The organism is Mycolicibacterium vaccae NBRC 14118 = CIP 105934 (assembly GCF_001552715.1).
Lineage (GTDB): Bacteria > Actinomycetota > Actinomycetes > Mycobacteriales > Mycobacteriaceae > Mycobacterium > Mycobacterium vaccae.
The window spans coordinates 1-11,445 of sequence record NZ_BCRS01000181.1 but is presented as its reverse complement, the minus strand read 5'-3'; the positions used below and the strand labels follow the sequence as shown (position 1 = coordinate 11,445).

The 11,445-nt window shown below is 69.9% G+C and carries 7 protein-coding genes; 3 read left to right on the top strand and 4 right to left on the bottom strand.

Features of this window, described 5'->3' with window-relative positions; all coding sequences use genetic code 11:
• From MVA01S_RS25520 to MVA01S_RS25505, 4 genes are all read right to left on the bottom strand, one after another.
• On the bottom strand, window positions 1-1,411 hold a 1,411-nt coding region (locus tag MVA01S_RS25520; RefSeq protein ID WP_159426348.1), incomplete at its 3' end, for an acyltransferase domain-containing protein.
• Complete coding sequence (locus tag MVA01S_RS25515) at window positions 1,411-2,721, bottom strand: beta-ketoacyl [acyl carrier protein] synthase domain-containing protein (RefSeq protein ID WP_003928528.1); 1,311 nt, start codon at window positions 2,719-2,721, stop codon at window positions 1,411-1,413. The genes MVA01S_RS25520 and MVA01S_RS25515, both read right to left, overlap by 1 nt.
• Window positions 2,718-3,461 carry a thioesterase II family protein gene (locus MVA01S_RS25510; RefSeq protein ID WP_003928527.1) on the bottom strand — a complete coding sequence of 248 codons (744 nt, stop codon included), beginning with the start codon at window positions 3,459-3,461 and terminating at the stop codon, window positions 2,718-2,720. The genes MVA01S_RS25515 and MVA01S_RS25510 overlap by 4 nt, the downstream gene beginning before the upstream one ends.
• Complete coding sequence (locus MVA01S_RS25505; RefSeq protein WP_040539800.1) at window positions 3,458-6,940, bottom strand: non-ribosomal peptide synthetase; 3,483 nt, start codon at window positions 6,938-6,940, stop codon at window positions 3,458-3,460. The genes MVA01S_RS25510 and MVA01S_RS25505 overlap by 4 nt, the downstream gene beginning before the upstream one ends.
• Before the next feature lie 98 nt (window positions 6,941-7,038).
• On the opposite strand from MVA01S_RS25505, the gene MVA01S_RS25500 reads away from it, so the two are divergent.
• From MVA01S_RS25500 to MVA01S_RS25490, 3 genes are all read left to right on the top strand, one after another.
• Window positions 7,039-8,691: a (2,3-dihydroxybenzoyl)adenylate synthase gene (locus tag MVA01S_RS25500; protein ID WP_003928525.1), complete on the top strand. Its 1,653-nt coding sequence runs from the start codon at window positions 7,039-7,041 to the stop codon at window positions 8,689-8,691.
• A gap of 140 nt (window positions 8,692-8,831) precedes the next feature.
• Window positions 8,832-9,992, top strand: a complete 1,161-nt coding sequence (locus tag MVA01S_RS25495) for a N(5)-(carboxyethyl)ornithine synthase (RefSeq protein WP_003928524.1) — start codon at window positions 8,832-8,834, stop codon at window positions 9,990-9,992.
• A gap of 154 nt (window positions 9,993-10,146) precedes the next feature.
• Window positions 10,147-11,445: HNH endonuclease signature motif containing protein (locus tag MVA01S_RS25490; protein ID WP_060941738.1), on the top strand; the 1,299-nt coding region annotated here is incomplete at its 3' end.

The following is an 11,445-nucleotide window of genomic DNA, read 5'->3' as shown; positions in this document are numbered from 1 at the left end:
CGGGCGCGCGGCGGAGTTCGACCGGCCGCCACGTCTCGGCGGTCACCGTCAACCCGGCCACCGGCGGCAGCGGCTCCGGTGCGGCCCACAGGTGCTCGGTGCGCATCGGTGCGCCCGGGAACCCGTACCGCGGTTCCGGTCCGCCGGTCAGCAGATCGGCCCACCGGTAAGCGGGGTCGGCGGCCGCGGCGGCGACGATGTTGGCGGACAGGCGCTCCCGTGTCGGCTCGTCACGGTGCCCGGAACCCACGAGCGTCTCCGCGGCGGCATCGGCACGCTCGATGCCGTCCTCGATGGCGAACAGCAGCGACGGGTGCGCGGACAACTCGACGTAACGGACCGCCCCGAGCCCGATGGCCGTCTGCACGGCCTGGTCGAAGCGGATCGTGTTGCGCAGGTTGGCATACCAGTAATCGGCGAACTCGGTGCCCGCAGTCACGAGCTGCCCGGTCGCCGAGCCGACGAACTGCACCGGCGAGTCACCGAAGACCGAGGTGGGCAGTCGCCGCCGAAAGTCCGCGCGTTGGGATTCCATCGCCGTGGTGTGCGCCGGGAAACTCATCGCCAGTTCCCGGGCGAACCGGCCGCGGGCTCTGGCCGCCGTCGCGACGGCCGCAACCGCGGTCCGCTCCCCCGACACCGCCACCGACGTCTGCGCGTTGACCGCCGACAGTTCCAGCCAGCCGCCGGTGGTGGCGATCAACTCGGCGGCCTCGGCGGTGTCCACGCCCAGCACCGCGACACCGTTGTCGCCGGGAATCGCCGTGATCGCCGCAGCCCGGGCCGTCACGACAGCGACGGCGTCGTCGAGCGTGATGGTGTCGGCGACGTAGGCCGCGGCCACCTCGCCGAGGCTGTGCCCGACCGTCAGGTCCGCCGTGATGCCGCAGGAGCGCCACACCGCGGCCAGCGCGACCGAGTGCACGAACTGCGCCACCTGAAGGTCCAGGTGCGACACCGTGTCCGGGTCGGCATCGACGCCGGTGAGGAAGCCCAGCGGGTTCGGTGTGCCGGCGGACAGGAACGCCGCGGCGAGCCGATCGGCTTCGGCGCGGTAGACCGGGATCTCCTGGTAGGCCTGCGCCCCCATCGCCGGCCACTGACCGCCCTGGCCCGGGAAGACGAACGCGGTCCGGCCGGACCGTCCCGCCGACCGGGTGACGAGCGGATGGTCGCGCCCGTCGACCACCGCCTGCAATCCGGCGGTGAGTTCGTCACGGTCGGCGGCGCGCAGGATCACCCGGTGGCGGCGCAGCCGCCGTGTCGCCACGATCGTGGCCGCGACCTGTGCCGGGTCGCACGGGTGACGCTGCAGGTAGTCCAGGATGGCGCGGGCGTCGGCGGGCACCAACGCGTTGTCGTGCGCGCTCAGCGGGACGGCGGTGCGCCCGTCGGGCAGCCGGCCGGCCATCACGCCGCCCTGTCCTGGGCCCGGTCGGGCATCGTGACCACGAGGTGGGTGTTGGTGCCGCTCATCCCGAACGCCGACACCGCGGCCGTCCGCCGGCCCGCCACCGGCTGCCACGGTGTCATCTTGGCGGCCAACCGTAAACCTGTTTTCTCCCAGTCGATCTCGTGGCTGGGTTCGTCGACGTGCAGGGTGGCGGGCACTACGGCATGCTCGGCGGCCAGCAGCACCTTGGCCAGTCCGAGCGCGCCGGCGGCGGCCTGGGTGTGCCCGACGTTGGACTTGACCGAACCGAGCAACGGGCCCTGACCCGGGGTGCCGGTGCCGTAGGTCGCGGCCAGCGCGGTGAGTTCGGTGCGGTCCCCGAGCCGGGTGCCGGTGCCGTGGCCTTCCAGCATGCCGATGTCGTCGACGTCGACACCCGCGGTAGCCAGCGCACGCTCGAAGAGCCGCGTCTGGGCCTGACCGCTGGGCGCGGTGAGCCCGACCGACCGGCCGTCGGAGTTCGCGCAACTGGCCAGCACCTCGGCCAGGATCCGGCGGCGGTCCCGCAGCGCGGCCGATCTGCGCTGCAGCACGAACATGCCGGCGCCCTCGGCCCACACCGTGCCGCTGGCGTGCGCGCTGTAGGGCCTGCAGTGCCCGTCGTCGGACAACGCATGTTGCTTGGCGAATTCGACGAAGTAGCCCGGCGATCCCATCACGCACACTCCCCCGGCCAGGGCGAGGTCGCAGTCCCCGGAACGCAGCGCCTGCACGGCGACGTGCATCGCCGACAGCGCCGACGAGCACGACGTGTCGACGGTCATCGCCGGGCCTGCCAGCCCCAGGGTGTAGGCGATGCGGCCCGAGATGACGCCCAGCGATGTCCCGGTGATCAGATGTCCGCTGTGGTGTGAGAACTCGTCCATGGCGGGCCCGTACCGCATGTCGGAGGCGCCGACGTAGCAGCCCACGTCGTGCCCGGCGAGGTCGTCGGGGTTGATCAGCGCACTCTCCAGGGCCCGCCACGCGACGCGCAGCGCGACCCGCTGCTGCGGATCCATCGCGACCGCCTCGCGGGGTGAGATACCGAAGAACTCGGGATCGAAATGCGCTGCACCGGTGAGGAAACCGCCGAGGTTCCGGATCGGCTTGAAGCCGTCGCGTCGGGAGCCGTCCAGCAGGGCCCGCAGCGGCCAGCCACGGTCGTCGGGGAACGGGCTCAGCGCCTCGCGCTGCTCGGCCAGCAGGGCCCAGTAGTCGTCGGTGTCGTCCACCCCGCCGGGCGCCTCGACCGCCATCCCGACGATCACGACGGGATCGTCGGTCATGTGCAGCTCACCAGCTCGGCGACCTCGTCGCGGTGATCGTCGAGGTAGAAGTGACCACCGTCGAACATCGTGAACGTGAACGCGGCGTCGGTGTGAAACTCCCACTGCCGTAACAGGTCCTGCTCGACACGATGGTCGGCCAGGCCACCGAGCACATGGATGTCGGCGCCGATGCGCACGTCACGCCCGCAGCTGTAGCGGTTGAACGCCTGGTAGTCGGCGCGCACCGCGGGCAGCAGCAGCTCCAGGAAGTCCTCGTCCTCGAGCAGTCGCGCGTCGGTGCCACCGAGGTCGACGATGTCGGCCAGCATCTCGCGGTCGGTGGTCGGCACGGGACGCGAACCCGCGACCGTCGACGGCGCCTGGCTCGCCGAGGCCCACAGTTCGCGCACGGTGACACCGCGCTGGCTCGCCAGCCGGGCGAACTCGAAGCCGACCAGCGCCCCCATGCAGTGCCCGAACAGCCGCACCGGCCCCAACCGGGCCCAGTCGGCGGCATCCAGCATCTGCGCGGCGAGCTCGGTGATGGTCTCCGGGGCCGGATGGGCCAGTCGTTCACCGCGCTGCGGGTACTGCATCAGGAACGTGTCGACGCCCTGGTCCGACAGCGCCGAGGCGAAGCCGCGGTAGGCCGCCGCGGCACCGCCGGCGTGCGGGAACACGATCGTCGAGGTGCCCGGACGCCCCGGGAACCTCTTGATCCACGGTGCGAGTGCGAGTTGGTCCTGTTCGCCGATCATCGCCGGGAATCCAGCGCGGAGAGCACCTCGGCGCCGTCCATCCCGGAGACCTCCAGGTAGAGGTCGGCCACTTCGGTGAGCCTCGTGCTGTCGGATTCGGCGGCGACCAGCCTCGCGGCCAGCGCCGCTGCGGTGCGGGCCGCGAAGATGTCGGCCACCGCGGCCGAGGGCGTGTCCAGCCAGGTGCGCACCCGGGCGACGACCTGGGTGGCCAGCACGGAATCGCCGCCGGAGGCGAAGAAGTCGTCGTCGGCGCCCAGGGTGTCGCGGCCGAGGACCGACCCGATGATCGCGCACAGTGCCGCTTCCAGCGGGGTGGCCGGCGCCCGGAAGGCATTGCCGCCCAGCACATCGGCCGCGCCGAGCCGCCGCGCCACCGCGGCGCGGTCGATCTTGCCGCCGAGCGTGTAGGGGATCTGGTCGGTGCCGACCACGATCTGCGGGATCATGTGCGGCGGAACGAGTTCGGCCATCGACGCGACGACCTTGTCCGGGTCCGGCACGTCGCGGCCTGCCTCGGGGCTGACGAGTGCGGCGAGCAAGTCGCGGCCGCCGTCTGCGGTGACGACCGCCGCCACGGCGGAGTCGACACCGGGGATGCGGCGCAGCGCGGATTCCACCTCGCCGAGTTCGACCCGGTAGCCGCTGATCTTGATCCGATGGTCGGCGCGGCCGACGAACTCGATGGCGCCGTCCGGCCGGTACCGGACCAGATCTCCGGTGCGGTACCAGGTCTGGCCGTCGTGGTGGACGAACCGCTCGGCGGTCAGATCGGGGCGCGCGCTGTAGCCGCGGGCGACGCCGCGGCCACCCACCCACAGTTCGCCGGGCACCCAGTCCGGGCAGTCCAGGCCGTCCGGTCCGACGACGCGGCACAGGTTGTTGGGCAGCGGCACCCCGAGCGGCACCGAGGTCCAGTCCTCCGGGATGTCGCCGACGATCTCGCAGATCGTGTTGTGCGTGGCCGTCTCGGTGGCGCCGCCGAGACCGGCGAACCGCATGCGCGGGGCCCGCGTACGCAGCGCGCGGACCAGTTGGGGACGTACCCAGTCTCCGCCGGTGGGCACCACCCGCACCGACGACAGGTCGCTGTCGACTTCGGAGAGCATCTCCAGCCAGCCGGGCATGAAGTGCAGCACGGTGACGCCGTGCCGTTCGATGAGGCGCGCCCACGCGTCGGGATCGCGGCGCTGCTCCTCGTCGACGACCACGATCGACGCACCGGCACGCAGCATGCCGAACACATCGAGCACGGACAGATCGCATTCCAGGGTGGACAGCGCCAGGCAGCGGTCGTCCGGGCCGATCTCGAAGTGGCCGTTGATGAATTCGACGGTGTTCATCGCCGCGTCATGCGTCATCTCGACGCCCTTGGGCTCACCGGTGGAACCGGAGGTGAACAGGATGTAGGCCAGTTCGGCCGGGTCGACCGCGGGCAGCGTGAATCCGGTCTCCCTGCGGCCCACCCGCAGCGCTTCCGCGACCGTCAGACCCGGAAGCGTGGTGGGCGGCTCGTCGCCACACACCAGTGCCATCCGCACCTTGCCGTTGGCCAGCATCCGCGCGGCGCGATCGGCCGGATGGTCCACCCCGACCGGGACGTACACCGCCCCCGCGGCCGAGATCGCGAGCAGCGCGATGACCTGTTCGTAGTTCTTCGGCCCCATCACCGCGACGCTGTCCCCGCGCCGCACGCCGGCGACGTGCAGGGCGGCCGCGACGGCGAGCACCTGCTCGCGCAGCTGCCCGTAGGTGAGGTCGCCGTCGCGAGTCCAGACCGCGGGCGCGTCCGGTTGCGCCTCGGCGCGGCGGAAGAAACCGTCGTGCAACACATCCCCGCTAGGAGCGGCTTTCACTCCGTTCACCGCGTCGCGCACAGACCGCTGTTCGGGCGTCACTGCGGCGGAATCGAGTGCTTCCCAGGCTGATTCGTCGTTAGCCAGTCGCTCGAGCTCGGCGAGGTGATGGGCGAACATCGCGTCGGCCACGCCCGGGCGGAACGCGTCCTCGCGGGTGTCCCAGTTGATCATCAGTCCGTCGGCGACCGGGGTGGCCTGGGCGTCGAGCAGCACCTGCGGGCCCTGCGAGATGGTCCACACCGGGCTGCCGAAGTGCTCGGTCACCTTGCCGGCGAACAGGTCTCCGAGACCGATGGCACTGGTGTAGACGATCGGGGCCAGCACTGGCGTGCCGTGGTGGCGGGTCAGGTCGCGCAGCACCGACAGCCCCGAGTAGCCGGAATGCCGGGCGGCGGCGTGCAACGTCTCCTGCAGTACCCGGCAGCGCGCGAGGGGGGTGTGGGCGTCGGTGAGGTCGACGTCGAGCATCAGCGACGAGGTGAAGTCACCGACCAGTTTGTCGACGTCGGGGTGGAACTGCTCCCGGCCGAACATCGGCAGGTTCAGCAGGAAGCGCCGGTTCGTCGACCACCGCGCGAGGGTGCCGGCGTAGGACGCGGCCACCGCCATCGCCGGGGTGATGCCGCGCCGGTGCGCGGCGGCGAACAGTGCGTCGCGCGTGGCGACGTCGAAGATGTGCCAACGCCGTTTGGCGCGCTTCGGATCGGCCTGCTCGGCGCGCGGCACCAGCGGCAGCGCTGGGCCTTCCGGCAGCTCGGGCACCCGCTCGGCCCACCACTGCCGGTCCTGCTCGGACTCCGTAGTCGTCGCGGCGAGCGCCGCGCGGTATTCCCGATAGGTGTAGCCGAGTTCGGGAAGTGTTGCACCGCCGTAGAACTCGGCGAGATCGGCCATGAAGTTGCGGTAGCTCACCGCGTCGGTGGCCTGCATGTCCATGTCGACGTGCAGCCGGGTCCGACCATCGGGCAGCAGCGACAGCGCGAACTGCAGCACCTCGCCGTGCATCATCTGGTGGGACTTCTCGTCGCGGATCTCTTCGAGGCGTTGCGCTGCCGCTGCCGGGTCGAGCTCCCGCAGGTCGTACACCGTGACCGGCAGACCGCGGTCTCCGATGCGCTGGGTGCCATCGGGCAGGATCTCCACGCGCAGCATCGGGTGGCGCGCCGCGAGCCGGGTCGCCGCGTCCTGAAGTCGCCCGGGATCCACACCCGCACCGTCGAATTCGACGTAGAGATGGCCGGCGACGCCACCGAGTTGCTGGTCGTCGTTGCGGCCCACCCACATCGCGTGCTGGATCGGGGCGAGCGGAAAGGTGTCGTCCTGCTCGGTGTCGTCCCGCTCAGTGGCGGGCTGCGCGGCCGGCGGCGCGTCCTGTTCGGTGGTCACGTCGCCGCCGGTCACCAGGTCGGCCCACGCGGACACCGTCGGGTTCGCTGCCAGTGCCGCGAAGCCCACGTCGACGCCCTCCCGGCGCCAGCGCCCGGACAGTGACATCATCCGGATCGAGTCGAGCCCGGCGGCGATCAGGTCGGCCTCGGGGTCGAGGTCGGCCGGGTCCACGCCGAGCAACTCGGCAACCTGGTCGCGGACCGACTGCGCAGTCGTCGACGCCACACCCACGAAGCCTCCCGCGATTAGTACAGGCTGTCCTAACTTTAGGGAGGCTACCCTATATTCAGGTCACCGAGAACTCCTACCCAGAGCGGCGATTTTGACTGATGAGCATTGGATTCCCGACCGAGCAGGCCGATGACCTGGCACGTGGGTTTGTCCCCTTTCCCCAGGACCGGGCCGAGGTGTATCGGCAGGCCGGTTACTGGACCGACCGGCCCCTCGACTCGATCCTGACCGACGCGGCCGCCGCATGGCCCGACACGCCCGCAATCATCGACGCCACGCAGAGCTACACGTTCGCCGAACTGGCGGCAGCGGCCGACCGCGCGGCCGCCGGACTGGCCGACCTGGGTATTCGACCGGGTGACCGGGTGCTGCTTCAGCTGCCGAATTCGTGCCAGTTCGCGGTTGCCCTGTTCGGGCTGCTGCGCGCCGGCGCGGTACCGGTGATGTGCCTGACCGGACACCGGACTGCCGAACTCGGCCACTTCGCCGAGGTCAGCGGCGCGGTGGCGCTGATCGTGCCCGACCGGGCCGGTGGGTTCGACTACCGCGAGATGGCCGCATCGGTGGCGGCCGAGCATCCGGCGCTACGCCACGTGATCGTCGACGGCGAACCCGGACCGTTCGTGGCGTGGTCATCGGTCCGCGACTCCGAGAGCCCGTCTGCCCAGCGCGCGCCGGTCGACCCCTCCCTGCCGGCGCTACTGCTGGTGTCCGGCGGCACCACCGGCCTACCGAAGCTGATCGCGCGCACCCACAACGACTACCTGTACAACGCCGTCGCATGCGCGCAGGCGTGCGACATGACCGGTGAGGACGCGTACCTGGTGGCGTTGCCGGCCGGGCACAACTTCCCGCTGGGCTGCCCGGGACTGCTCGGTTCGATGACGGTCGGCGCGCCGACGGTGTTCACCGCCGACCCCAGCCCCGAGAACGCGTTCGCGTTGATCGACAAGCACCGGATCACGGTCACCGGGCTGGTGAACGCTCTGGCCAAGGTGTGGGCGCAGGCGTGCGAGTGGGAGCCGGTGCTGCCGACCTCGCTGCGGTTCGTCCAGGTCGGCGGTTCGCGGATGAGCCCCGAGGAGGCACGCTTCATCCTGGAGCGCCTCACCCCGGGCATGTCGCAGATCTTCGGGATGGCCGAGGGGATGCTGAATTTCACCCGGCCTGGCGATCCCGAGGACGTCGTCGTGCACACCCAGGGACGCCCGATGTCGCCTCACGACGAGATGCGCGTGGTCGACGAGAACGGCGACGAGGTGGCGCCCGGGCAGGAGGGCGAGCTGCTGGTGCGCGGGCCCTACACCCTCAACGGCTACTACCGGGCAGACGATGCCAATGCGCGCTCGTTCTCCCCCGACGGCTTCTACCGCACCGGTGACCGGGTGCGCATCTTCGCCGACGGCCCACGCGCCGGGTACGTGGAGGTGACCGGACGGATCAAGGACGTCATCCACCGCGGCGGCGAAACCGTGTCGGCGACCGACCTGGAAGACCATCTGCACACTCATCCGGCGATCTACGCAGCCGCGGCCGTCGCACTCCCCGACGACTACCTGGGTGAGAAGATCTGCGCCGCAGTGGTTTTCCGGGGCAAGCCGATCACCCTGACCGACCTGAACGCGTTCCTCGACGAGCGTGGCGCCTCCACTCACGCGCGGCCCGACGTGCTGACTCCGGTGTCGTCGCTGCCGACGACGGCTGTGGGCAAGGTCGACAAGAAGCAGTTGGTCGCGCAGCTCACGTCCTGAGCGCGATGTCCGATGGGACGTGCTCGGGGTAGGCTGGCCCGGTCGGGACCAACCGGGCCCCGCAGCAAGGGGTCGGTAATTTGCTCGATGACACGGGCATCCGATGCCCCACCGACACCCTCGTCCCCGATACGGCTCTGATGACAGAACGCACTGAGACACAACGGCTTTCGATCGGCGTCCTGGCGGGATCACGCAAGGCCGACGAGCACCGGCTTCCCATCCACCCTGCTCACTTCAGCAGGATCGATCCCCTGGTGCGCCCCAGGGTGTTCCTCGAGCACGGATACGGAGCCCGGTTCGGCGCGACAGACGACGCGCTGTCGGAGTTCGTCGGGGGAATCCGGACCCGCGATCAACTGATCGCCGAGTGCGATGTGATCCTGCTGCCCAAAGTGCAGGCCGCAGACCTCGCCGAATGCTCTGTCGGACAGATTGTCTGGGGATGGCCGCACTGCGTACAGGACCGTGAACTGACCCAGGTGGCGATTGACCGGAAACTGACCCTCGTTGCATTCGAGGCAATGAACCACTGGCGGCCCGACGGCGGGTTCGGCCTGCATGTCTTCCACAAGAACAACGAGCTGGCCGGGTACTGCTCCGTGCTGCACGCGATGCAGCTGGCCGGCATCACCGGCAGCTACGGCCGTCGGCTCAGCGCCGCCATCCTGGGGTTCGGTGCGACGGCCCGTGGGGCGGTCACCGCGCTCAACGCCCACGGCGTCGACGATGTCCACGTCCTCACCAACCGCGACGTCGCCGCCGTCGGATCACCGATCCCCTCCACGCAGATTTCGCAGATGGGCGGTGACGCGGACACCCCCGGGGGGATCTGGGCGGACGTGCCGGACGGGCGCGTTCCGATCGCGGAGTTCCTCGCCGCCAAAGACATCGTCGTCAACTGTGTGCTTCAGGATCCGAACGCGCCGCTGATCTTCGCCTCCGAGGACGACCTGCCCTCGTTCGCACCGCGGAGTCTCATTGTCGACGTCTCCTGCGATGTGGGCATGGGCTTCACCTGGGCCCGACCGACCTCGTTCGTCGAGCCGATGATCGCGCTGGCCAACGACGTGCTCTACTACGCGGTCGACCACAGCCCGTCGTATCTATGGGACTCGGCGACGTGGGAGATCAGTGAAGCGTTGCTGCCTCACCTGGAAGCACTCTTGGAGGGCCCCGCGACGTGGGACCGCACGCCGACCATCGCCCGCGCGATCGAGATCCGCGACGGCGTCGTCCTCAACGAGAGCATCCTGGCGTTCCAACACCGCGACCACGCGTATCCCCACCTGGTCAGGTGAACCGCTAGCTTTCGGTCGGCGTCGTCGGTCCCCCTGCGGCGATTTGAGCAGGAACGGGCGGAATCGTCCCGGTTCCGAATCGGACGGCCAGACAGTTCGGCATCACCCGAGCGATGATCCGAATTTGTCAGTACTTCGAACTAGTGTTCGAGATATGGAGATGGTATCCGAGGCGGTGGGGGCGATCGCCGAGCAGGTCGCCGTGCTGTCGAAGGCTGCCGACGAGGTGTCCCATCGCGAGCTGATCGATCTGCTGGCCGAGTTGACGACGGTGCTGCGCTCGATCCCGGCCCTGGAACACAAGGTCGTGAATCGGTTGGTGGAAGAGACCGAGCCGTGCCGGTTGGGTGAGGCGACGTGGAAGAAAGTCCTCACCACGTCGTTGCGGGTCTCCGGCGCCGAGGCGGCACGCCGGCTGGCGCGCGCGAAGACGTTGGGGCCGCGACGTGCGATGACCGGGGAACCGTTGCCGCCGGCGTGGGAGGCCACCGCGGCGGCGCAAGCCGAGGGGCTGCTCGATGAGGAGCATGTCGCGGTGATCGCGAAGTTCCACAAGAAGCTGCCCGCCTGGGTCGATGTCGATACCCGTGCGGCCGCGGATCGGCACCTAGCCGCCGCCGGCGCCGGGTTGGATCCGGAGAACCTGGCCGCCGCGGCGGCGAGATTGTTGACGATGATCGATCAGGATGGTCCCGAACCGTCAGACCAGGAGCGGGCCCGCCGGCGTGGCGTCACGATCAGCAAGCAGGGGTGCGACGGCACCGCCACCATCTCCGGAACACTGACCCCCGAGGCGCTGGCGGTCTGGGAGGCGATCTTGGCCAAAGAAGCCGCCCCCGGAGCCAACACCGACGAGGAAGGCCCCGATACCCGCACGCCGGCGCAGCGCCGCCACGACGCACTCTTGACCGTGGGACGTAATGCGCTGAGCTCCGGTGAACTCGGCTCTCACAACGGGTTGCCGACCACGGTCATCGTGTCCACGACCTTGCAGGAGCTCGAAAAAGGCGCCGGAGTAGCGGGCACCGGCGGTGGATCACTGTTGCCGATGCGGGATCTGATCCGCATGGCCGCCCAAGCCCACCACTACCTCTACGTCTACGACCAACACACCGGCCAATCCCTGTACCTGGGCCGCTCCAAACGCCTGGCCTCCGCCGCGCAGCGGATCGTGTTGCACGCCCGCGATCGCGGGTGCACCCGGCCCGGGTGCAGCGCCCCCGGGTATTGGTGTCAGGTCCATCACGCCACCGCGGATTGGAATGACGGCGGCCACACCGACATCGATGATCTGACTTTCGCGTGTCCGTCAGATCACCGGATGCTCGACAAGACGGGCTGGCGCACCGCCCGCAACACCGAGAACCAGACCGAATGGCACCCGCCGCCGGAGCTGGATACCGGGCAGCACCGCATCAACGGCTACCACCACCCCGACCGCTACCTCCTCCCC

Coding starts and splice junctions, on each gene's coding strand:
- MVA01S_RS25515 (WP_003928528.1), bottom strand. CDS start 2,721: ATGACCGACGATCCCGTCGTGATCGTCGGGATGGCGGTCGAGGCGCCC.
- MVA01S_RS25510 (WP_003928527.1), bottom strand. CDS start 3,461: ATGATCGGCGAACAGGACCAACTCGCACTCGCACCGTGGATCAAGAGG.
- MVA01S_RS25500 (WP_003928525.1), top strand. CDS start 7,039: ATGAGCATTGGATTCCCGACCGAGCAGGCCGATGACCTGGCACGTGGG.
- MVA01S_RS25495 (WP_003928524.1), top strand. CDS start 8,832: ATGACAGAACGCACTGAGACACAACGGCTTTCGATCGGCGTCCTGGCG.